20 protein-coding genes are annotated in these 22,315 nt (G+C 69.9%); 10 read left to right on the top strand and 10 right to left on the bottom strand.

Annotated elements, in window-relative coordinates; genetic code table 11:
• Positions 1-93: 93 nt before the first annotated feature.
• From MWN52_RS16770 to MWN52_RS16760, 3 genes are all read left to right on the top strand, one after another.
• On the top strand, positions 94-1,392 hold the full coding sequence (locus MWN52_RS16770) for a tryptophan--tRNA ligase (RefSeq protein WP_286575598.1): 1,299 nt from the start codon (positions 94-96) through the stop codon (positions 1,390-1,392).
• Positions 1,393-1,488: 96 nt separating this feature from the next.
• Entirely contained in the window at positions 1,489-2,430 is a 942-nt protein-coding gene (locus tag MWN52_RS16765) for an MBL fold metallo-hydrolase (protein ID WP_286575597.1), read from the top strand.
• Positions 2,431-2,515: 85 nt separating this feature from the next.
• Entirely contained in the window at positions 2,516-2,872 is a 357-nt protein-coding gene (locus MWN52_RS16760) for a hypothetical protein (protein WP_286575596.1), read from the top strand.
• 10 nt (positions 2,873-2,882) lie between these two features.
• Here the strand turns inward: MWN52_RS16760 and MWN52_RS16755 are convergent, their stop codons facing one another.
• A complete protein-coding gene (locus MWN52_RS16755; protein ID WP_286575595.1) occupies positions 2,883-3,641 on the bottom strand; it encodes an SDR family NAD(P)-dependent oxidoreductase in 759 nt (252 codons plus the stop codon).
• A gap of 135 nt (positions 3,642-3,776) precedes the next feature.
• Between MWN52_RS16755 and MWN52_RS16750 the strand changes: the two genes are divergently transcribed.
• Positions 3,777-4,121, top strand: coding sequence for a DUF6172 family protein (locus MWN52_RS16750; RefSeq protein WP_286577779.1), 345 nt, complete (start codon positions 3,777-3,779; stop codon positions 4,119-4,121).
• A 303-nt stretch (positions 4,122-4,424) separates the two neighbouring features.
• Here the strand turns inward: MWN52_RS16750 and MWN52_RS16745 are convergent, their stop codons facing one another.
• The 7 genes from MWN52_RS16745 to MWN52_RS16715 all read right to left on the bottom strand — a co-directional run bounded on the left by MWN52_RS16745 (position 4,425) and on the right by MWN52_RS16715 (position 13,482).
• A complete protein-coding gene (locus MWN52_RS16745) occupies positions 4,425-5,021 on the bottom strand; it encodes a hypothetical protein (protein ID WP_286575594.1) in 597 nt (198 codons plus the stop codon).
• Positions 5,022-5,283: 262 nt separating this feature from the next.
• Positions 5,284-5,724, bottom strand: coding sequence for a hypothetical protein (locus tag MWN52_RS16740; RefSeq protein ID WP_286575593.1), 441 nt, complete (start codon positions 5,722-5,724; stop codon positions 5,284-5,286).
• 180 nt (positions 5,725-5,904) lie between these two features.
• Positions 5,905-7,287, bottom strand: a complete 1,383-nt coding sequence (locus MWN52_RS16735; protein ID WP_286575592.1) for a dihydrolipoamide acetyltransferase family protein — start codon at positions 7,285-7,287, stop codon at positions 5,905-5,907.
• 2 nt (positions 7,288-7,289) lie between these two features.
• Positions 7,290-7,637 carry an SH3 domain-containing protein gene (locus MWN52_RS16730; protein WP_130525060.1) on the bottom strand — a complete coding sequence of 116 codons (348 nt, stop codon included), beginning with the start codon at positions 7,635-7,637 and terminating at the stop codon, positions 7,290-7,292.
• A gap of 1 nt (position 7,638) precedes the next feature.
• Positions 7,639-8,643, bottom strand: a complete 1,005-nt coding sequence (locus MWN52_RS16725) for an alpha-ketoacid dehydrogenase subunit beta (RefSeq protein ID WP_286577778.1) — start codon at positions 8,641-8,643, stop codon at positions 7,639-7,641.
• Between the two features lie 46 nt (positions 8,644-8,689).
• Positions 8,690-9,769 carry a pyruvate dehydrogenase (acetyl-transferring) E1 component subunit alpha gene (gene pdhA / locus MWN52_RS16720; protein WP_286577777.1) on the bottom strand — a complete coding sequence of 360 codons (1,080 nt, stop codon included), beginning with the start codon at positions 9,767-9,769 and terminating at the stop codon, positions 8,690-8,692.
• 176 nt (positions 9,770-9,945) lie between these two features.
• Positions 9,946-13,482, bottom strand: coding sequence for a Calx-beta domain-containing protein (locus tag MWN52_RS16715; protein WP_286575591.1), 3,537 nt, complete (start codon positions 13,480-13,482; stop codon positions 9,946-9,948).
• Between the two features lie 179 nt (positions 13,483-13,661).
• Between MWN52_RS16715 and MWN52_RS16710 the strand changes: the two genes are divergently transcribed.
• Both MWN52_RS16710 and MWN52_RS16705 read left to right on the top strand, forming a co-directional pair.
• Positions 13,662-14,531 carry a tryptophan 2,3-dioxygenase gene (locus tag MWN52_RS16710; RefSeq protein WP_130517588.1) on the top strand — a complete coding sequence of 290 codons (870 nt, stop codon included), beginning with the start codon at positions 13,662-13,664 and terminating at the stop codon, positions 14,529-14,531.
• Positions 14,532-14,913: 382 nt separating this feature from the next.
• Complete coding sequence (locus tag MWN52_RS16705) at positions 14,914-16,434, top strand: peptide MFS transporter (protein ID WP_286575590.1); 1,521 nt, start codon at positions 14,914-14,916, stop codon at positions 16,432-16,434.
• Positions 16,435-16,500: 66 nt separating this feature from the next.
• Here MWN52_RS16705 and MWN52_RS16700 read toward each other — a convergent pair whose 3' ends face one another.
• Positions 16,501-17,340 (bottom strand): helix-turn-helix domain-containing protein, encoded by an 840-nt coding sequence (locus tag MWN52_RS16700; protein WP_286575589.1) that lies wholly within the window; start codon positions 17,338-17,340, stop codon positions 16,501-16,503.
• A gap of 99 nt (positions 17,341-17,439) precedes the next feature.
• Here MWN52_RS16700 and MWN52_RS16695 point away from each other — a divergent pair, with 99 nt between their 5' ends.
• Positions 17,440-17,892: a DUF6265 family protein gene (locus MWN52_RS16695; protein WP_286575588.1), complete on the top strand. Its 453-nt coding sequence runs from the start codon at positions 17,440-17,442 to the stop codon at positions 17,890-17,892.
• Between the two features lie 94 nt (positions 17,893-17,986).
• On the opposite strand, the gene MWN52_RS16690 is transcribed toward MWN52_RS16695, so the two are convergent.
• On the bottom strand, positions 17,987-18,526 hold the full coding sequence (locus MWN52_RS16690) for a MarR family winged helix-turn-helix transcriptional regulator (RefSeq protein ID WP_130516372.1): 540 nt from the start codon (positions 18,524-18,526) through the stop codon (positions 17,987-17,989).
• Between the two features lie 78 nt (positions 18,527-18,604).
• On the opposite strand from MWN52_RS16690, the gene hppD reads away from it, so the two are divergent.
• From hppD to hmgA, 3 genes are all read left to right on the top strand, one after another.
• Entirely contained in the window at positions 18,605-19,714 is a 1,110-nt protein-coding gene (gene hppD / locus MWN52_RS16685; RefSeq protein ID WP_286577776.1) for a 4-hydroxyphenylpyruvate dioxygenase, read from the top strand.
• A gap of 138 nt (positions 19,715-19,852) precedes the next feature.
• Positions 19,853-20,275: an endonuclease domain-containing protein gene (locus MWN52_RS16680; protein ID WP_286575587.1), complete on the top strand. Its 423-nt coding sequence runs from the start codon at positions 19,853-19,855 to the stop codon at positions 20,273-20,275.
• A gap of 33 nt (positions 20,276-20,308) precedes the next feature.
• The gene (gene hmgA, locus MWN52_RS16675) at positions 20,309-21,607 is read left to right on the top strand and encodes a homogentisate 1,2-dioxygenase (protein ID WP_286575586.1); all 1,299 of its coding nucleotides are present in this window, start codon (positions 20,309-20,311) and stop codon (positions 21,605-21,607) included.
• Positions 21,608-22,315 lie beyond the last annotated feature (708 nt).

Here is a 22,315-nt window from a genome sequence, read left to right as displayed (position 1 = left end):
TTGGCACGTGCGACGGGCGGGCCGCCGCTTGGGCCGGGCAGTGGCCGCGGGCGGGTAAACTGGACGGCCCGCTTGCCACCGCATCGCCTTCGCATGAGCACCCGCGTCCTGACCGGCATCACCACTTCCGGCACGCCCCACCTGGGCAACTACGTGGGCGCGGTCCGCCCGGCCATCGCCGCCAGCCGCGCCGCCGACACGGAGAGCTTCTACTTCCTGGCCGACCTGCACAGCCTGATCAAGGCGCAGGACCCGGCACGCACGCAGCGCTCGACGCTGGAGATCGCCGCGACCTGGCTGGCCGCCGGGCTGGAGCCGGACAAGGTGTGGTTCTACCGGCAGAGCGACATCCCCGAGATCTCCGAGCTGACCTGGTTCCTGACCTGCGTGGCCGGCAAGGGCATCCTTAACCGCGCCCATGCCTACAAGGCGGCGGTGGACAAGAACGTGGCCGACGGCGAGGACCCGGATGCGGGCGTGACCGCGGGCCTGTTCATGTACCCGGTGCTGATGGCCGCCGACATCCTGCTGTTCAATGCGCACCAGGTGCCGGTGGGACGCGACCAGATCCAGCACATCGAGATGGCGCGCGATTTCGGCCAGCGCTTCAACCATGTCTACGGCCGCGAGTACTTCACCCTGCCCGAGGCGCTGATCGACGATCACGTCGCCACCTTGCCCGGCCTGGATGGCCGCAAGATGAGCAAGAGCTATGGCAACACGATCCCGCTGTTCGCGCCGCCGGCCGAGCTGAAGAAGCTGATCTTCTCCATCCTCACCGACTCGCGCGCGCCGGGCGAGGCCAAGGACACCGAGGGCTCGCCGCTGTTCCAGCTCTACCAGGCCTTCGCCTCGGCCGAGGAAACGACCGACTTCGCCCAGGCCTATGCCGAGGGCATCGGCTGGGGCGATGCCAAGCAGCGCCTGTTCGAGCGCGTCGAGCGCGAGGTCGCGCCGCTGCGCGAACGCTACGAGACGCTGATCGCCAAGCCGGCGCGCATCGAGGAGATCCTGCGCGACGGCGCGCAGCGGCTGCGGGCGAAGTACGCCAAGCCGTTCCTGGGCGAACTGCGCGATGCGATCGGGCTGCGCGACCTGTCCTCGGTGAGCACGGTGCAGGCGCAGACGGCGCCGAAGGCGGCCCTGCCGGTGTTCAAGCAGTACCGCGAGGCCGACGGCAAGTTCTACTTCAAGCTCTCCGACGCGCAGGGCCAGGTGCTGGTGCAGAGCCGCGGCTTCGACGCGCCGCGCGATGCGGGGCTGCGCGTGGCGGCGATGAAGGAGGCGAGCTCCGCCGATGCGCTGCCGGCGGCCGATGTCGAGCTACGCGTTCCCCCCGACGAAGTGCTGGCCGCGCTGGCCGCGCTGCGCGAGGCCGCGGCGCAGACCTAGCGCGCGCTTTCTGGGACCTTGCGACCAAGGCCGCATCGTGCGTGCACGGGGCGCTGCCTAGAATCGCCGCATCCTTCTCGACACGGCGCGCACGCCATGAGCCAGCACGGCATCCACACGGTCGACACCGCCTTCCAGCGCGACCACTTCGACGCGTGCTATCTCATCGTCGAACACGGGCGCGGCGCGTTCGTCGATTGCGGCACCAACCATTCGGTGCCGCTGCTGCTGCAGGCGATCGCGCGGGCCGGGCTGACGCCGGCCGACATCGACTGGCTGCTGGTCACGCACATCCATCTGGACCACGCCGGCGGCGCCGGCCTGCTGCTGCAGCATCTGCCCAACGCCCGGGTCGTCGCGCATCCGCGCGCGGCGCCGCACCTGATCGATCCTTCGCGCATCATCGTCGGCGCAACCGCGGTGTACGGCGCCGCGGAGATCGAGCGCAGCTACGGCCAGGTGCAGCCGGTGCCGGAGTCGCGTGTGGTGGTGGCCGAGGACGGCCATGTGGTCGACCACAACGGTCGTCCGCTGCTGTGTCTGGATACACCCGGTCACGCTCGGCATCACTACTGCGTCTGGGACGCGCGCAGTGCGTGCTGGTTCACCGGCGACACCTTCGGCCTGTCCTATCGCGAGCTGGACGGCCCGCAGGGGCCCTTCATCCTGCCGACCAGTTCGCCGGTGCAGTTCGAGCCCGAAGCGCTCAAGCAGTCGATCGCGCGGATGCTCGCCTATGAGCCGCAGGGCATGTATCTGACCCACTACGACCGCGTCGGCTCCAGCTACGCCGAGGTCGAGAAGCTGGCGCAGGATCTGTACGAGCAGATCAATGCGATGGAGGCCCTGGGCCGCGATGCCGATGGCAAGCCCGACCGCCACGCGAAGCTGCTCGAGGCCCTGTCGACGCTGTACCTGCAGCGCGCCCGCGCGGCGCAGGTGCCGCTCGAGGATGCGCAGATCGAACGCGCGCTGGCGATGGACATCGAGCTCAATGCGCAGGGGCTGGCCTGCTGGTTGGATCGGGAGCGGCGGTGAGTGTTGCAAGCCGTGGCGGCAGTGACACCTGGCGGCGACTTCATGTGGGCAGGATCGAGCCTTGTCGCATCAAGGGAACTCAAGGATGACCAAGGGCAGGCAGATGACAGATTGGCGCGCGCGATGGGGTCTGGCGCGCGGTTCCGATGTGGCGGCCTTCTGGATGGCAATCGCGGTGGTCGGGACATTGATGGTGCTGGGCATATCGGGCGTACGGACCACCAGCGCGCTGCAGCCTGCTGCGCTGGCGTGCTTCGCTGCGTCGCTCTGGATCGAGCGCCCACTAGATCGACGGCGGGGGCTGTTGAACGTGCGCCTGGGGCAGATTCATGAAGCCTTCGCACAGGGCCTGGTGCCGCGCATGCCTTTGGCCTCGCGACTGTTGTCGATCACAGGCGCGGGACTGTTGCTGATCGCGGTCGTCCGCGCGATCGAAGGATAAGTACGCGTAGCTAAGCGCTCAGCGACTGGCCGCCGTCGACGGCCAGGATCTGGCCGGTGATCCAGCGCGCCGCGGGCGAGGCCAGGAAGACGGCGGCGTTGGCGATGTCCTCCACCGCACCGAACTCGCCGAACGGGATGCGCTCGCGGATGCGCGCGTACAGCGCCGGCTCCTGGGTGCGGCGCTGCTCCCACAGGCCGCCGGGGAACTCGATGGAGCCTGGTGCGATGGCGTTGACGCGGATCTTCTCGCGCGCCAGTTCGGTGGCCAGGGTCAGCGTGTAGTAGTTCAGCGCCGCCTTGGCGGTGGAGTAGGCGGCCGCGCGTGGCGTGGGCACCTGGCCGTTGATCGAGGAGATGTTGAGGATGCTCGGGGAGGCGCTGCGGCGCAGATGCGGCAGGGCCAGACGCGTGCTGCGCACGGCGGACATCAGGTCGACGTCGAAGCCGGCCTGCCAGCTGGCGTCGTCGCTGCCGTGGCCGTAGCCGGAGGCGTTGTTGATCAGCACGTCGATGCCGCCAAGCGCGCCGGCCGCGGCCTCGATCCAGGCCGCGATCTGCGCGGGATCGGACAGGTCGCAAGGCAGGGCGTGCACGGCCAGGCCATGCCGGGAGAGATCGGCCACCGCGGCCTGCAGCGGCGCCTGGCCGCGCGCGCAGATCGACAGCCGGGCGCCGGCCGCGGCGCAGCCCTGCGCGATGGCCAGGCCGATGCCGCGGCTGCCGCCGGCCACCAGCACGCGCAGACCCTGCAGGCTGGAAGTGTTCATCGCCTCGTGCTCCTGTTCGAAAACGCCCATGATGCGCCTGTGCCGGTGAGCGCCGGGGCGGTGGCGATGAAGCGCGGCATTCGCGCAATGGCCCGTGGTGGCCTCACAATGCCCGGCCCCCCCGTGGACCACGCCATGCGCAAGACCTACCACCTGGATATCGAAGGCCGGCATCCCGAGCGCCTGCTGGAGGCGGCCAAGCACGACATCCGCAAGTACCTCAAGCGCGAGCGCCGCAAGCCCTTGCCGGCCGGCGCGGACATCTGGGACTTCGATGCGCGCTTCGGCCAGGACGAGGCGGGCGCGCAGCCGCTGCCGCTGACCGAACTCATCCGCGCCATCGACCAGCATGTCGCGGCCGGCGCCGTGCAGTTCTATGTCGAACTGCTGCGCAAGCCGGGCAACCGCAATGCGCGGCCGCGCGGGCGCGACGGTACGGCTGCCGCGGATGCGGGCGAGGATCTGTACGACGTCGACTGAGGTCGCCTGACGGCGAGCGCTGGTTGCGGCAAGGCGCGTCGAGCGCCGTGGCACGCGCCGCCTGGACGTTTCGCGCCTTGGGCCAATCGTTACGCCCCTGCTGTGGTTCCCGTGAGAGCGGGAACTCAGGAGATTTGAAGCCAAGCACTAACGTCCATGGGTTCCCGCTTTCGCGGGAACGACGGTTTTGCCAGGTCTTTCAGGTCGAAGACGCAGCAGGCTCGAAGCGGCTCTGCTGACCGCTTTGGGTGCGGACACGTTCGAGCAGCGCGCCTTGCTCCGCGCGCGTCGGCGCGAGGGCGATCAGGGCAGGCGCTTGCGCAGTGCCTGTTCGCGTGCGGCGTTTTCCGCCCGCAGCTGGGCCAGCGGGGCGATGCCGGCGGCCGCGCGCTCCTGGTCGCTGACCGCGCCCTCGCGCACCGCCAGCGTGCAGGTGGGTGGCATTGCGCGCGCATCGCAGACGGGCTGGGTGCCGTACCACTGCTCGGGCTGCCGCGAGAGCAGCCAGCGATCGGTCGTGGCCGCGGCCAGCCAGCGCAGCTGCGCATCGTTCGGCGCCAGGGTGGCGCCCAGCGTCGCCAGCGCGTGCGCCAGGGCGTAGTCCTCGCCGGTCAGGCCGTGCTGGAAGATTGTAGCCGCCATGCGGTAATCGTCGGCGCTGTGCAGCGCGCCGGCCCGGATCATCGTGCGCACCTGTTCGCGGCGCTGTGCGTCGTGCTCGGCCATCGCCTTGGCGGCGGATTTCAGCGCGACTGGATCGGTCAGGGTCCGCACTTGGCCGCGTTCGGCCTGGTCGGCCTGGTACAGCGCGGCCAGCGAAGTGTCGGTCTGGGACTGGGCCGCGGCGCCGCCGCAGGCCAGGGCGCCACAGGCGATGAGCAGGAGTGCGCGAAGCTGCATGGGATCTTCCGTGAGAGGCAGGGGGCGAGTCTGACCGGGCCAGCCGCCCGCGTGCAACGCCCGCCCCGGCCCCCGACCGCGGGCCGAGGCCGCCAGCGCGCATTGTTGGATGGGCGATACGGCGAAGGCCACGGACTTGCGGCCGCATCTCTTCTGTGGGCGATCGCATCCGCGCGCGATGGGTCCCTCTCAGCGTTCGCCAGCGTCGCAGCAGGCCATCGGTGGATGTATCCCGCCTGCGCCTGCACGTTTCGTGATCAGCTCACGCCGGTTTGAGCACCGAGTCCAGCTGCGCCACGCACGAGAAATGCACGCTCTTCTGCTCGCCCAACTCCACTTTCTGGAAAGCCAGGTTGATCGGCGCCCAGATGGCCTGGTTCGGGAAGCGCAGCACGATGAAAGGGAAGAACGACAGCGAGGATTCGGACACGAAGCGCGCCGGATCGACCCAGGCGGCAGGATGCTCGCGTAGGGCGACTTCGCCGATGTAGCAACCGAAGCGGAACAGCGTGGAGGGAATGCGGTCGGCGGGCAGGCCGTCGTCGTGCATCCGCTGCAGGATGCGGTCGACGTGGTGCAAGGAGTCCAGGCTGTAATCCAGGACGGTCCCGTCCACGTCCTTGGTGGCAGCGACGATGTTGGCGGCGTGCCGTTCGGCGAATTCCGGCGCCGGTGGGAATTCCAGCTTGAGCTTCATGTTCACGATGGGGCGTCCTGAGGGGCGGATGGAACAGGACGGGCCTGATGACATCCGGCGTCATTGCACGTGGTCGGTGGCGGCATTCTGAGGCGCCACCGCCGCCATCGTCCATCCGCTGAGGTGCATGCGCGTCCAGGCCAGGACGCCCGTCGCGGCCTGGGCGATATCGCCTGGCGCCGCGGATCAGTCCGCCAGCGCCAGGTCGTCGATCAGCGCACGCAGGAAGCGTGCGGCTTCGCCACCGGTGCAGGCGCGGTGGTCGAAGGTCACCGACAGCGGGATGACCTTGTGCGATTCGAAGCCGCCCATCACCGGCGTCATCTGGAAGCGCGCGCGCCCGGCCGCGACGATGGCCACGCACGGCGGCACCACAATCGGGGTGGCGTAGCGACCGGCGAACATGCCGAAGTTGGACAGCGAGATGGTGTAGCCGGTCAGCTCGCTGGCCGGGATCGAGCGCTCCTGCACCTGGGTGCGCAGGCGGTTGACGCCTTCGCGCACGCCGCGCGCGTCCAGGATGTCGGCATTGCGCAGGGCGGGTACGAACAGGCCGTCGTCGGTGTCCACCGCGATGCCCACGTCCACGTGCGGATGCAGGGTCCGGGTCAGCGCCTCGCCGTCGAACCAGGCGTTCATCGCCGGCACCGCGCGGCAGGCGGCGACGAGGCCGCGCACCAGGCGCGCGGTGACGTCCTGGCCCGGCGCCCAGGCCTGGATGTCGGCGTCGTCGTTGAGCGTGGTCGCCACGACCTTGGCGTGCGCGTCGGCCATGACCCGCGCCATGTTGCGACGCACGCCCTTGAGCGGCTCGGGCTGGCCGCTGGCGCCGCTGCCCGGGGGCGAGGTGCGCATCGGCTTGCCGCTGGCCGACAGCGCGGTGCGCGCGCGGTCCGAGCCCCGCTCTCCCTGGGGTGCGGGTTCGGGACGTGCGGCAGCCGCTCTGGCCGCCGCACTCGCGCCCCCGGTGGGAGCGGGGAGCAGCAGCGAAGCATCGGCGGCGGCCTGCTTGACGTCGGCCATGGTGACCACGCCCTCGGCGCCGGTGGCGCGCACGCGCGCCAGGTCCACGCCCAGCTTGCGCGCCATCGCGCGGACCGCCGGCATCGCCTTGACGCCGCCCACGGCGATCGCGGCCTCGGCCTGGACCGCGTCGGAGGACTGCATCGCGCCGACCACCGTGCCGGCATCGTCGCGCTCGTGGTCGAAGCTTTCCACGGCCGGCGTCGGTGTGGGGGCCGGCGCCGGCTTGGCAGGCGCGGCGGGCTTGGGCGGGCCGTGGTGATGGCCGGTGTCCTGGCCTTCGGCGCGCTGGGGCAGGTTGGGATCGGGTTCGAACTGGGCCAGCATCGCGCCGGTCACCACCACCTCGCCGGCGGCGCCGGCCAGCTTGAGCACCTTGCCCGACACCGGCGAAGGCACCTCGACCACGGCCTTGGCCGTCTCCATCGACACCAGCGGTTCGTCCAGGCGCACCACGTCGCCCTCCTTGACGAACCATTCCACGATGGTCGCATCGGGCAGGCCCTCGCCCAGGTCGGGGAGGTGGAAGGTCTTGCTCTCGCTCATGGTCAGCTCTCTTGAATCAATTCGATCGCGCGGTCCGGGATCCAGCCGCTGCGTCCCTGTGCATCGTGCGCCCACCACCAGCCGGCGTGTTGGCGTTCCAGCGTGATCACATCGCCCGGGTCGGCGTCGAGTTCGCGCGTGTCGTAGTCCTGCTGGGCGGTGGCGCCGGCCTCGTCGATGCGGAACACGTCGGCCGGCATCCAGCCGCCCAGGCCCTGGGCCAGGGTGGCCCAGACGAAGTCGGGCCACTCGTGGTCGTGCTCGCCCAGCACCGCGCGCTCGCCCCGGGCCACGCGCACCGGCACGCGGTCGGGCGCGCGGTGGCGGGTCAGCACGCGCGCGCGCCGCATGTCAGCCGCGTGCCAGCGTGCGCTTGGCCGCCTCGACCACGCGCTGGGCGCTGGGCATGTACTTCATCTCCAGGCGGAACAGCGGCATGTGCGTGTCCGGCCCGGTGACGCGTTCGACCGGGGCCAGCAGGTCGTACATGCATTCCTCGGCCAGGCGCGCGGCGATCTCCGCGCCGAAGCCCGCCGTGCGGGGCGCCTCGTGCACGATCACGCAGCGCCCGGTCTTGGCCACCGACTCGGCGATGGTGTCGAAGTCCAGCGGGGTCAACGTGGCCACGTCGATCACCTCGGCGCTGATGCCCTCGGTGGCGAGCTGGTCGGCCGCCTCCAGCGCCTCCTTGACCTGCGCGCCCCAGCTTACCAGCGTCACATCCGCGCCGTCGCGCAGCACGAAGCACACGTCCAGCGGCAGCGCCTCGCCGTCGTCGGGCACGCGCTCCTTGTACTGGCGGTAGATGCGCTTGGGCTCCATGTAGATCACCGGATCCGGGTCGCGGATCGCCGCCAGCAGCAGGCCGTAGGCGCGCTGCGGCGAGGACGGCATGACCACGCGCAGGCCGGGCACGTTGGTGAAGATGGATTCGTTGGCCTCGGAGTGGTGCTCGGGCGCGCGGATGCCGCCGCCCCACGGCACGCGCAGCACCATCGGGCAGTGCAGGCGCCCACGCGTGCGGTAGCGCAGGCGGGCGGCGTGGCAGACCAGGTGGTCGACCATCGGGTAGACGAAGCCGTCGAACTGCGCCTCGGCCACCGGCTTGAGGCCTTGCGCGGCCATGCCCACGCTCAGGCCGGCGATGGTGGTCTCGTCCAGCGGCGTGTCCAGGATGCGCTGGGCGCCGAAGCGCTTCTGCAGGCCGGCGGTGGCGCGGAATACGCCGCCGTTGACGCCCACGTCCTCGCCCAGCACCACCACGGTGGGGTCGTGGGTGATTTCCCAGGCCAGGGCCTGGGTGATGGCTTCGATCAGGGTGATCGGCGTGGCCGCCGGGGTCTCGACGGTCGGCATCGCGTGGGTCTCGCTGGTCGCTTCGTGCGCGGGCATCGGCTTGTGCTCATCCATGGCGCTGCTCCCGGGCGATGGCGTCGGCGCGCTGCTTCAACAGTTCCGGCGGCGGGTCGGCGTAGAGGTAGTCGAACATCGCCTCCACCGGCTGCACCGGGGTGGCCAGATACGCGTTGACCTCTTCGTCCACGCGCTGCCCGCACTGCGCCTTCCAGGCGCTTTCCTGTTCCTCGTCCCACAGGCCCTGCGCGGTCAGCCAGGCGCGCATGCGCGGGATCGGGTCGCGTTCCCAGGCGGCCTTGACCTCGGCCTCGTCGCGGTAGCGGCGCGCATCGTCGGCGGTGGTGTGGTCGGACAGGCGATAGGTGACGAACTCCAGCACCGTGCCGCCCTGGCCGCTGCGCGCGCGCTGCATGGCCTGGTCCATCGCATCGAGCACGGCGATCAGGTCGTTGCCGTCCACCTGCAGGCAGAACAGGCCGCCGGCCAGGCCCTTCTGCGCCAGAGTTTGCGCACCGGTCTGCGCCGAGCGCGGGACCGAGATGGCCCAGCCGTTGTTGACCACGCCCAGCACCAGCGGCAGCTGGTAGGCGCCGGCCGAATTGAGCGCGGCGTAGAAATCGGTTTTGGACGAACCGCCGTCGCCGCAGGTGCTCACCGCCACGCGGTCTTCGCCGCGCAGCTTGAACGCCAGCGCCGCGCCGGCCGCGTGCAGGCACTGGGTGGAGATCGGCACCGACCAGGAGAAGTCCTGGCGCGGGACTTCGAAATCGTTGCCGCGCTCGTCGCCGCCCCAGTACAGCAGCACCTCGCGCGGCTTGACCCCGCGCATGAACTGCGCGCCGTACTCGCGATAGCTGGGCGCGAACACGTCCTGCGGGCGCATGGACGCGCCGATGCCCACGTGCGTGGCCTCGTGGCCCAGGCACGAGGCATAGGTGCCCAGCTTGCCGGTGCGCTGCAGCGCGATGGACTTGGTGTCGAACACGCGCACGAACAGCATCTGCTTGAACAGCTCGACCAGCCGGCCGGTGTCCTTGGCCAGTTCGGGCAGGGGGCGCCCGTTGGAAGTGCCGTCGGGGTTGAGGTACTGCAGGAATTCGATCTGGAAACTGGCTGCCAGGGACATGGCATCGTCGGTCTTGCGGAATGAGGACTTCATCATAGCCGCGCCATGGTAATGACCCGGTGCGGCTTTTCCTTCATGCAGCGCAGCAGCAACCGGTTCCCGTTCACCCCGTTTCACGCAAAAAAACGCGGCCCATCAAGGGCCGCGTGGGTTTTTGCCGGGATGTGTCGTCCTGCTTACCTGACCGCGGTGGAAAACCGTGTGCCGTTGTTGGACGTGTCGTGCTCGGCCGAGGTGGTGGACACCCGCGCGTCGAGCTGGACCGTGGATCCGCGCCGCGCCGTGCCCGTGGTCACCCACAGCGGGAAAGCCGCCTGCGCGCCATCGGCCAGCGGCGTGCGCGCGGCGCAGCGCAGCTGGGTATTGCGCAGCGAGCCCTCGCGCCGGCAGCTCCAGCCGCGCGGCGGATCGATCAGCGTCAGCACGTTCAGCGTATTGCCTTCGATCAGCACCTGGGCATTGGCCGCCGGCTGGCCGGCGTTGGCCACATGCACCACATAGCGCGTGTAGAACTGCGGGGCGCGGATGCTGGCCGGGCCTTCGACGGACACCGACACATCGGCGGTCGGCGGCGCGGTCACCTGCACCTGGGCCACGGCCTGGTTGTTGCTGCTGTCCGGGTCGAAGGTCTGCGAGGTCGCGGCCACGGCCAGGGTGACGCCGGTACCGGACTGGCTGGCCACCGAGGTCGCGCTGACGCTGAAGTCGGCCGTTGCGGCGTTGTCCAGCGTGGCGCTGTTGCAGGCCACCGAGGTCATGCCGTCGGCCACCTGCGCCGCATCGCAGCTCCAGCCACTCGGCGCGACGACCGTCATGTCCGGCAGCGCGCCGGCCAGCGAGAAGCCCACGCCCGGGGCGTTGGCGCCTTCGGGCCCGTTGTTGCGCACATTGACCGTGTAGTGCAGCGGCTGGCCGGCGACGACGCTGGCGGCGCCGGCCGTGGCGGCGATCGCCAGGTCGGCCTTGGGCGCCAGTTCGAAGTAGGCCACCACCGGATCGTGGTCGGACAGGCGGGCCGGCGAGGTCGCATCGTTGCGCGCCACTTCCGGGAAATCGGCGTTGATGCGCGCGTGGTCCATGCCGAAGGCGGTGGTCGCCAGCACCAGCGCGTCGTTGACCAGCACATGGTCCAGCGTCTGCGCGCTGCCGCCGAAGGTGTAGGAGTAGTTCTGGCCGGCGGCGAGCAGTTCGCCCAGGTTGGTCAGGTCCGGATTGACCAGGTCGGCGCCGTCGCCGGGCACCAGGGTCTGGGCATCGGGGCTGGGCAGCCCGGTGATGGTGCCCAGCGCATCGACGTAGCCGTCGTTGAACTGGAAGGCGTTGAAGTCGCCCAGCACGGTGATGCGCCGCTCCGGGTTGTCGGTCTGCAGACCCTGGATCAGGTCGGCCAGGAACACCGCCTGCGCCTGGCGCTTGGCGCGCACGCGCTCGCCGGCGGCGTCGAGCGTGTCGGCGCCGTTGAGTGAGCGCTGATGCACGGCGATCACGGTGATCGGGAAGCTGCGGCCGTCGGCCCAGTGCACCACCGCATCCAGCGCCAGCGGCGGACGATCATTGAGCAGGCTGGTGGCGCCGGAGGGCTCGGTCCAGGTGGTGTCCTTGCCGTACTGGGTCACGCCGGAGACCTCCACGCGCGCCACGCTGGCGCCGACCGTGGCGGTCTTGACCAGGAAGCCCACGTCGATGCCGCCCACATCGTTGCCTTCCTTCAGGTAGGGCACGTACTGCGGATCGGCCAGGCCCTGCGCCACCGCGTCGGCGTTGACCTTGTCGGCCACCTTCTGCAGCGTGGCCAGGTTCTCCATCTCCACCACCGCCAGGATGTCGGGCAGACGCAGATAGTCGCGGATGGCGACCGAGGCCTTGGACAGGCGGTTGGCGAAGGCCGAGGGCGTCAGCGTCGGCGCGCCGTTGCCGTCGGCGGTGGTGTCGAAGAAGCGCTCCATGTTGTAGCCGGCCACGGTGAACTCGTTGGCGTTGGGCGCGCGCGCCGGCGTCGGCCCCGGGCCGGCGACGGTGTCCACCGCCACGCTCGGGTCGCGCACGATCACGTAGTGGCGATAGCTGTAGTCCAGCGGGCCGGTCAGGCCGCTGACCACCGCGCCGGCGGCCAGGTCCAGCGCGGTGCCGGCGCCGCCCAGCGTGTCGCTGTCGATGGTCAGGATTTCCGGATTGCCGTCCCACTGCGGGATGGCGCCGGAGACCGGCGTGGGCGCCTCGATGCCCGGCTCGCGGAACGGGCGGGCGGTGTCGCCGATGACCGCGTAGAACTGGCCGTCGGTGGTGCCGGTGGCGTTGACCTCGTTGGTGAAGCCGCCGGTCGGGCCGACCACGCGCAGCTGCGGCACGGTCACGCGCATGCCTTCGAAGCGCTCCAGCTGGTCCAGGCCACCGCCGGCGGTGAGCATCGAGGCGTTCAGCGCGATCGGCGCCGGCAGCGCCTGGCCGCTGGCCAGCAGCGTGGCGGTGACGCCGCCGCTGAGTTCGGTCAGCGGGCGCTGGTAGGGATCGGCGCTGGGCACGTATTCCTGCACGGTGCCGGACACGCGCACCAGGTTGCCGACCACGGCCGCGGCCGGGCGCGTGCTGCCGGTGTAGACGTACAGGCCCTCGGAGGTGGCCGGATCGGCGTCGACCTCGGCGTCGGGCGTCTGGATCCAGAAGCCGACGTTCTTGACCGCGGTGACGATGCCGGTGGTGTAGACCAACGCGCCCTTGCGCGGCGATTCGATGCCCGCGCCCTGGATGTCGTGAATGGCGGTCAGCGACAGATCGTCGTTGACGATGGTGCCGGTGGCCTTGGCCGTGCCAAGCAACGCCGCGCCGGACAGGTTGGACAGGGTGAGGCTGAAGGTCTCGTCGGCCTCGGTGACGCTGTCGTCGATGAGGGCGATGGAGACCGTGGCGCTGGTCTGGCCCGCGGCAAGGGTGACGCGGCCGCTGCTGGCGACGTAGTCGCTGCCGGCCGTGGCGGTGCCGTCGGCCGTGGCGTAGTCCACCGCGATGCCGCCGGACGGCGCCGGCTGGCTCAGGGTCAGGGTGAACACGAGCGGGCCGGCGCCCTCGTCGCCCGAGGCGTCGGCGATGGACAGCACCGGCGTGCCGGCCGCGCCGCAGATCACGGCGGCGCTGGCGCGGTTGCGCGGAGTGGGCGCGCCGGTGGCGAAATCGGTGGCGTTGTCGTTGCCGTCGGTGCAGCCGTCGCCGGCGCGCAGCACCGCCAGGGTGTTGCTCGGCGCCAGGGTGGGGCCGCTGCCCTCGTAGCAGCTGGCCGTGCCGCCGAAGCCGACCAGATCCACCGCCCCGCTCGGGCAGGCGCCGCTGAGCGCGGTGGCGCTGGCCACCAGGGCGACCTTGCCGGCGGTGCCGGACATGGCGATGCCGCCGCTGGCATCCGGCGTGGGCAGGGCAGTGCTGCCGCCGCTGCCCTTGGCCTCCTGCACCAGGTAGTAGCCGCCGGCGGGCAGGCTGCCGCTCAGCGCGGTGACCGCCCAGCTGGAGCCGCTGGCGCTGGCGTACTGCACGCTGTAGCCGGACAGGTCCACCGCCGCGGTGCCGGTGTTGTGCAGCTCGATGAAGTCGTTGGTGTAGGTGGCGCCGCTGTTGCCGCCGCCGCCGTAGACCTGGCTGATCACCACCTGCGCCTGCGCGCACTGCGCGCCGCCCAGGCCCAACATCGCAAGCGCCAGCAGGCGCGACCAACGCGTCGTCATCGACGGCTTCTCCATGGCAAGGCTTCGGGGGATGGGGCCCGGTTCCGCCGGCCCGCGTCCGGACTATGAACGAAGCCTGAGTAAATTGCATGACAGCCATCGGCCGCGACACCGCGACACCCGGCGATGCCAGGCGGCGCGGGCGCTACCATGCCGCTCCCCTCGGGATGGCCGAACGCATGCAGATCCAGGACAACCAGCGGCCGCTGGAAGACGGCATCCACACCGACCTGGCCGGTCGCACCACCTATGGCGGCTATCTGCGCCTGGACCAGCTGCTGGCCGCGCAGCAGCCGCTGTCGGCGCCGCCGCACCACGACGAGATGCTGTTCATCGTCCAGCACCAGGTTTCCGAGCTGTGGATGAAGCTGATGATCCACGAGCTGAGCGCGGCCATCGGCCACCTGCGGCGCGACGAGGTCTGGCAGACGCGCAAGGTGCTGGCGCGCGCCAAGCAGGTGCTGCGCCAGCTGACCGAGCAGTGGTCGGTGCTGGAGACGCTGACGCCCTCGGAATACATGGGCTTCCGCGATGTGCTCGGCCCGTCCTCGGGCTTCCAGTCGCTGCAGTACCGGCAGCTGGAATTCATGCTGGGCAACAAGAACGCGGCGATGCTCAAGGTGTTCTCGCACGATCCGGCCGGCCAGCGCGCGCTGGCCGCCGCGCTGGAGGCGCCGAGCCTGTACGAGGAGTTCCTGCGCTACCTGGCGCGTTTCGGCCATGCGGTGCCGGCCCAGCACCTGGAGCGCGACTTCAGCCACGCGCACGTGCGCGACGAGGCGCTGCTGCCGATGTTCGAGCGCATCTATGCCGACACCGACCGCTACTGGCGCGAGTATTCGCTGGCCGAGGATTTCGTCGATCTGGAGACGCAGTTCCAGCTGTGGCGCTTCCGCCACATGCGCACGGTGATGCGCGTGATCGGCTTCAAGCGCGGCACCGGCGGCTCCTCGGGCGTGGGCTTTCTGAAGCAGGCGCTGGAGCTGGAGTTCTTCCCCGAGCTGTTCCAGGTGCGCACGGTGGTGGGGCTGACAGGCCCGTCAGCCTGAATCCGGCGCGATTGGTTTCATTTGACGCAATGACCCGCCTGCGGCCATCCTGCGCCGTCCCCCGCGCGGGGCGTTTTTTTGTCTACGCACGATTTAAGAGCGTGTTATGAGCTTTGAGGCGAGATGCGTTGGTCGTCAGCGGTGCGGAGGTGGCGTCGCGCGGTGCCGCCTTGGCTGGCCGCCAAGGCAAGCCGCGCGGCGCCGGCTCCGTGCCGCTGACGGCCAACCCTCCGGGAAGTCGCCTGGGGCGCGCCGATCCTGCGTTGCGCCCCTTGCCCAGGCGGCCAGCCTGGGCGGCGGCGCGCGCCTTGACTCGACGCGCCCCAGGCGGCTTCGCACTCGCCTCAAAGCCCATAACACGCTCTCAAGGGGAATCTGACGCATGACCGCCCAGTCCAACTGGTCCACGCTCGAGCCCGCGCCGCCGGCCAATGGCGATCCGCCGAAGTTCGACAACCTGATGGGGCATCCGCGACCGCTGTGGATGCTGTTCATGACCGAGTTCTGGGAGCGCTTTGCCTTCTATGGCATCCGCTGGGCCCTGGTCCTGTACATCGTCGCGCAGTTCTATGGCGGCGATGCGTCCGGGCAGGCCGATGCCAGCCGCACCTACGGCGCCTACCTGGCGCTGGTCTACGCGGCGGCGATCTTCGGCGGCTACATCGCCGACCGGGTGATCGGCTATCAGCGCTCGATCCTGCTCGGCGCGGTGGTGATGGCCGCGGGCCTGTTCCTGATCTCGGTGCCCAACCACCAGGTGTTCCAGCTGGGCCTGTCGACCATCATCGTCGGCAACGGCCTGTTCAAGCCCAACATCTCGACCATGGTCGGCAAGCTCTACGGGCTGAAGGACGAGCGCCGCGATTCGGGCTTCACCATCTTCTACATGGGCATCAACATCGGCGCGATGATCGCCCCGGTGCTGACCCAGTACCTGGCCGAGCAGGTCTTCGGCACCCAGGCCATGCCGTCCTACAAGATGGTGTTCATCGCCTCGGGCGTGGGCATGCTGGTGTCGCTGGTGTGGTTCTACATCGGCCGCCGCGGCCTGGGCGGCATCGGCACGCCGCCGGCCGACGCGCAAGGCATGGGGCGCACCTGGCTGGTGGCGGTGGGCTGCGTGCTCGCCGTGCCGGTGGTGTACTTCCTGCTGGCCATGGGCGCCAACGCGCTGGCCTGGGTGCTGGGCGTGATGTTCATCGTGCTGTCGGTGCTGCTGCTGGTCGAAGGCGTCCGCGAGGGCCGGGTCCAGCGCGACCGCGTGATCGCGATGCTGATCATCTTCCTGTTCAACGTGCTGTTCTGGTGCTTCTTCGAACAGGCCGGCAGCAGCTTCACCTTCCTGGCCGATGAGATCGTCAACCGCCAGTTCGGCGACTGGACCTTCCCGACCGCGTGGTTCCAGTCGGTCAACTCCATCGCCATCATCACCCTGGCGCCGCTGATCGCCTGGCTGTGGGTGCGCATGGGGCGCTTCAACCCTTCCATCCCGCGCAAGTTCGGCCTTGGCCTGCTGTTCAACGGCTCGGCCTTCCTGCTGCTGATGTTCGCCCTGTCCACCCTGGTCAGCGACGCCGGCAAGATCCCGTTCTGGACCTTGTTCATGGTCTACGTGCTGCAGTCGGTGGGCGAGCTGTGCCTGTCGCCGATCGGCCTGTCGATGGTGACCAAGCTGGCGCCGGTGCGCCTGGTCGGCTTCGGCATGGGCGGCTGGTTCCTGTCCACCGGCATCGGCAACAACCTCTCGGGCATCTTCGCCGGGCTGGTCAGCGGCGAGGGCGGCATGACCGTGGCCTCGGCGCAGCACGCCTACACGATGGGGTTCTGGATCCTCACCGGCTTCGGCGTGGCGCTGTTCCTGATCGCCCCGCTGGTCAACAAGCTGATGCACGGGGTGAAGTAAGCCCCGGTCCGCACGGCGCCGCGGCGGCTCAGCTCGCCGCGGCGTGTCTGGGGAGAGGCGGGTGCTTCAGGCGCCCGCATGCCCGCGCACGAAGGCGGCCGCCAGCCGTATGGCATCGGCGCCATCGCGGTCGCCACGCAACGCACGCACCAGCCGCGCCGGCGTCATGCCGGTGAATCGGGTCAGGTCGTGGGTGGCATGCGCCTGGTCGCTGTAGCCGTGCTGCGCCGCGGCCTCGGCGATGGGCGAGGCCGCGCCATCCAGCGTTCGTAGCAGCCCCTGCAGGCGCCGCACCCGCGCGTACTCCTTCGGCGTCAGGCCGACCGCCGTGAGGAAGCGCGCCTGCAGCGTGCGCAGGGACATGCCCAGCCGGTCGGCCAGCGCGGTCATGCGCAGATCGCCCTCTGCGGCGTCCAGCAGCGCGGCGGCCTGTTCGGCCAGCGGGTCCAGCGCGAAGCCGGCGCAGTAGACCTGCAGCAGATCCCACAACGGCTGGTGCGTCCCCGCGCTGACGCTGGCCTGGGTCGCCTGCGCGAAGTGCTGCGCGAATGCAGGGTCCAGGGTGTAGAGGTCCGGGGCCTGTTCGCGCAGGGTCGGCAGGCGCTCGCCGGCGACCAGTCCACTGGCGGCCGCGGTCAGGCGCACGCCGATGCAATGCACCGGGCCGGTAGCCTGCAGCCGGATGGGGCCACGTTGCTGCGCGGCGAAGCAGAACGCCTGGTCCGCCCGCAGCTGTCCGTCGGCCCCGTGGAAGCGCAGGGGCACGCCCAGTTCGGCCAGCAGTTCGCAGCGCCCGTCCGGGTACACGGTCTGGATGGCCGCGTCGGGCGTGGCGTCGCGCAGCTCCCACAGACAGTCCACGTAGCGGCGCAGCGCCGGCGGCGGCGTGTGTTCGGCGTAGTCCATGGCTGGGCATCGAACCGCCGCGCGCGTGTTTTTACAAGCCTTGCCCGCCGCGGCGTCGCTAAGGTCGCCTCATCTTCTGGACGGGGGTGCGAGATGCGGATGGCAGCGACGATGATGGTGGTGGGGTTGGGCATGTGGTCGGGCGCTGCGCAGGCCGCTGCACCGGACCTGGCGTGGCTGTCCGGCCGCTGGTGCGGGGGCGAGGCCGGGCGGGTCATCGAGGAAGCGTGGCTGGCGCCTGTCGGAGGCGAGCTGATCGGGATGTCGCGGACCGGCAAGGGTGAGACGACGCAGTCCTTCGAGTTCATGCGCATCGTGCGCGAGGGCGAAGGCCTGGCGATGCGCGTCCAGCCCAATGGCGAGACGGTGACGGTGTTCCCCATGGTGGCCAGCGGCCCGGGCTGGATCCGGTTCGGCAACCCCGCGCACGATTTCCCCAACACGATCGAGTATCGGCGCCAGGGCGAGCGCCTGAATGCCTGGATCGCAGGCCCGGGCCGGGATGGGAAACCCCAGCGCATCGACTTCGACTACACCCGCTGCGCGCCGTGAGCGTGCGATCAGGGCCCCGGGGCGCATGCGGCGTCCTCTGAAACAAAAACGCCGCGGGAGACCGCGGCGTTTTGTTCTCGGCGTTGCCGCGCGCTCAGCCCAGCGGCGGGTTACGGTCGGCCGAGGACACCGGGCTGACCGGGGCGTCCTTCAGCCCGGCCAGCAGGTTGTCCATACCGCTGCCGGCCAGGCGCTGCATCAGCGTGTGCAGCTGGGCGACCTCGGCCTCGTCGAGGACCGAGAGCAGGCGGCGTTCGCACTCGAGCACCAGCGGGGCCACGGTGTCGTGCAGGTCGCGGCCCTTCTCCGACAGCGCCAGCACCGAGCGGCGGCGGTCGTCGCCATGGATGTCGCGGCTGACCAGGCCGCGTTCGAGCAGGCGCGCCACCGCGCGGCTGACCGCCACCTTGTCCATCGCGGTCTGCTCGGCCACCTCGCCGGCGGACAGGCCGGGATAGCGGCCGAGCACGCACATCGTGCGCCACTCGGTCATCACCAGGCCGAAGCGGCGGTAGTACTCGGCGGAAATGGCCTGGCTGACGCGGTTGGACAGCACGCTCAGCTGGTAGGGGACGAAGGTTTCCAGCTGCAGGGTCAGCGGCTGGGCCGGTGGCAATGGGTCGGGCTGCTTCATGGTGCGGTGCGGCTTGTCAGCTTGTTTCAGATGAAACTATGCTGTCGCCAAGTCCTTTGCAAGGTGGGAGAAATGTCCGTGAGCGCCCAGCCCTCCATCCAGGCCCCGCAGACCAAGCCGCAGGTTGCCACGTTCGACAACCCAATGGGCATCGACGGCTTCGAATTCGTCGAATTCGCCGCCCCCGCCGGCCAGGGCGGCCAGCTGCACGACTACTTCCGCAAGCTCGGCTTCACCCAGGTGGCGCGGCACACGTCCCGGGCCATCAGCACCTATCGGCAGAACGACTGCACCTTCCTGATCAACGAGGACCCGGATTCCTTCGCCGCCGACTTCGCCGCCGAGCACGGACCGAGCGCCTGCGGCTTCGCCATCCGGGTCAACAAGCTGGCCGAGTGGGCCCGCGTGCAGGCGCTGAAGAACGGCGCCGAGCAGATCGGCCCGCGCGAGCTGACCAAGGCCGTGGCCGCGCCGGTGATCAAGGGCATCGGCGGCTGCATGCTCTACATCGTCGATCGCTACGACAGCAGCGGCACCATCCACGACCCAGACTACGAGTGGCTGCCGGACGCCGAGCGCATGCCCAAGGGCTTTGGCCTGACCTTCATCGACCATCTGACCCATAACCTCTACCCGGGCAACATGGCGCAGTGGGCGGACTACTACGAGCGGCTGTTCAACTTCCGCGAGATCCGCTACTTCGACATCAAGGGCGCCAAGACCGGCCTGCTGTCCAAGGCGATGACCGCCCCGGACGGCATGGTGCGCATCCCGCTCAACGAATCGTCCGATCCCAAGTCGCAGATCAACGAGTACCTGGATGCCTACAAGGGCGAGGGCATCCAGCACATCGCCTGCTTCACCGACGACATCTACGCCACGGTCGAGCAGATGCGCGCGGCGGGCGTGGACTTCCTGGACACGCCGGAGACGTATTTCGAGGTGATCGATCAGCGTATTCCGGAGCACGGCGAGGACGTCGAGCGCCTGGCGCGCAACAAGATCCTGATCGACGCCGATCCGGAGACCGGCAAGCGCAAGCTGCTGCAGATCTTCACCCAGAACGCGATCGGCCCGATCTTCTTCGAGATCATCCAGCGCAAGGGCAACGACGGCTTCGGCGAAGGCAATTTCAAGGCGCTGTTCGAAAGCATCGAGCGCGACCAGATGCGGCGTGGCGTGCTGTAAGCCGTGTCTTGAGCCCCTCTCCCTGCGGCGACCGGAGGAAGTCCCTGTGGGAGAGAGGGGTTGGGGTGAGGGTCCGGCGAAGTCCAGATGGCGAACGACGCTATGCTTCCAGCAAGCTTCCAGACAGGACGTCTGCCCATGCCAGGACGCATCAAGCCACCGCTGCCGACGCGGACGTTGCGCTACGCGCGCGTCTTACGTCGCGAGATGACGGAGGCCGAGCGCTTGCTCTGGCGGCATCTTCGCGGTGGCCAACTGAAAGGTCTGAAGTTCCGGCGGCAGCATCCGATTCCGCCTTATATCGTGGACTTCTGCTGTATCGAGCGCAGGATGATCGTCGAGCTGGATGGCGGCCAGCATTCGCAAGGTCGCGATGCGGCACGCACGGCGCTTCTTGAATCGCAGGGGTGGCGCGTGCTGCGCTTCTGGGACAACGAGGTGTTGTTGGAGGTTGAGGCGGTGGTCGAGGCGATCTGGCATTTCGCCTCCGGACGCACCCTCACCCCAACCCCTCTCTCCCACAGGGACTTCCTCCGGTCGCCGAGGGGAGAGGGGCTTTAGTGAGCCGCGAGACGTAGACAGGTGGGCGAGTCCATGAATTCGACGCAGTACATGACCGGCTTCGGCAACGCGTTCGCCAGCGAGGCGATCGCCGGGGCGCTGCCGGTGGGGCGCAGTTCGCCGCAGCAGGTGGCCTTCGGGCTGTATGCCGAGCAGCTGTCGGGCACGGCGTTCACCGCGCCGCGCGGGCAGAACCGGCGCAGCTGGCTGTACCGGATCCGGCCGGCGGCGATGCATGGCGGTTTCGCGTTGTTCGAGCAGGCGCCGGACTTCCACAACGGCTTCGGCCAGGGTCCGGTGAGCCCGGACCAGCTGCGCTGGTCGCCGCTGCCGCTGCCCGAGGCGCCGACCGACTTTGTCGAAGGCCTGCTGACCATGGCCGGCAACGGCGCGGCCGAGGCGCAGCACGGCGTGGGCATCCATCTGTACGCGGCCAACCGCGATATGGCGGGGCGCTGGTTCTACGATGCCGATGCCGAACTGCTGATCGTGCCGCAGCTGGGTCGGCTGCGGCTGGCCACCGAGTTCGGCGTGATCGAGCTGGAGCCGCAGCAGATCGCAGTGATCCCGCGCGGCGTGCGCTTCGCGGTAACGCTGCCCGACGGTCAGGCGCGCGGCTATGTCTGCGAGAACTTCGGTGCGCCGCTGCACCTGCCCGAGCTGGGGCCGATCGGGTCCAACGGCCTGGCCAATCCGCGCGATTTCGAGACGCCGGTGGCCGCCTACGAGGACATCGAGGGCGACTTCGAGCTGATCGCCAAGTTCCAGGGCCACCTGTGGCGCGCGCCCATCGGCCACAGCCCGCTGGACGTAGTCGCCTGGCACGGCAACGGGGCGCCGTACCGCTACGACCTGCGTCGCTTCAATGCGATCGGCTCGATCAGCTTCGATCATCCCGATCCGTCGATCTTCACCGTGCTGACCTCGCCCAGCGACACGCCGGGCACGGCCAATCTGGATTTCGTGATCTTCCCGCCGCGCTGGCTGGTGGCGCAGGATACCTTCCGCCCGCCGTGGTTCCACCGCAACGTGGCCAGCGAGTTCATGGGCCTGGTGCACGGCGCCTACGACGCCAAGGCCGAAGGCTTCGCGCCGGGCGGGGCCTCGCTGCACAACGGCATGACCGGACACGGGCCCGATGCGGCCACCTTCGAGAAGGCCTCGCATGCGGACCTGTCCAAGCCGGACGTGATCACCGACACGATGGCCTTCATGTTCGAGACGCGGGCGGTGCTGCGGCCCACGCGTCAGGCGATGGAGGCCGCGCACCGCCAGCGTGACTACCAGCAGTGCTGGGCGGGCCTGAAGCGCAACTTCCAGCCGCCGGGTTGAGGGCTGTCGGGACGGCAGGCGTCGGCGTCTCCAGCGCGTGCAGGTGGTCCTCGGGCAGCACCTCGCGCAGGCGGTCGGCGATGCGCTGCACGTAGCCGGTGGAGGTCAGGGCCGGCAGCAGCTGCAGCGCTTCGCGCATGGTCTGGACCGCCAGGTGATCGTCGGCCGCGCGCTGCAGCTGGGCATGCAGGCGCAGGGCGTCGGGATGGCGCTGCAGTTCGAGCATGCCGAGCAGGTACAGGCGCGCGGCCACCATCGAGCGGCGGTGAGCCGCAGGCGCGTGCACGGGTGCGGGAATGGTGGGCGCCGCCGGCGCGTGTGCAGGTCGCGGCGGCGGGGCGGCTTCTTCGGCCAGGCCCAGGTAGCCGGCGCGGATCAGCGCGGCCACGTGCAGCGGCGTGTCGGCGCCCAGCATCGCGGTCAGCGCCTCCAGGCTGCGCTGGCCATCGGCCAGGATCAGCACGCGCCGCTGGCGCATGTCCAGGCCCGCGCGATGTGTCTGCAGGGCGGCGTGGGCCTGATCGGTCTTGCGCGGGCGCATGCGAAGGCGGCTCGGAGGGAGGCGCGCGCAGCCTGCGTGGCGTCCATGAAGCGGCGGTGACACCGGTGGCGTGCATGCGCGCAAGTGCGGGCGCGGTCCGGGTTTGCGTGAGATTCACCGGCGCCCGCTAGGCTGGGGCGGACCGATATCCGCCTTCGAGGAGCCCG

Origin of the sequence: Pseudoxanthomonas winnipegensis (genome assembly GCF_030322905.1) — a bacterium.
Taxonomy (GTDB): domain Bacteria; phylum Pseudomonadota; class Gammaproteobacteria; order Xanthomonadales; family Xanthomonadaceae; genus Pseudoxanthomonas_A; species Pseudoxanthomonas_A winnipegensis.
This window is presented reverse-complemented; position numbering and strand designations above follow the sequence as displayed.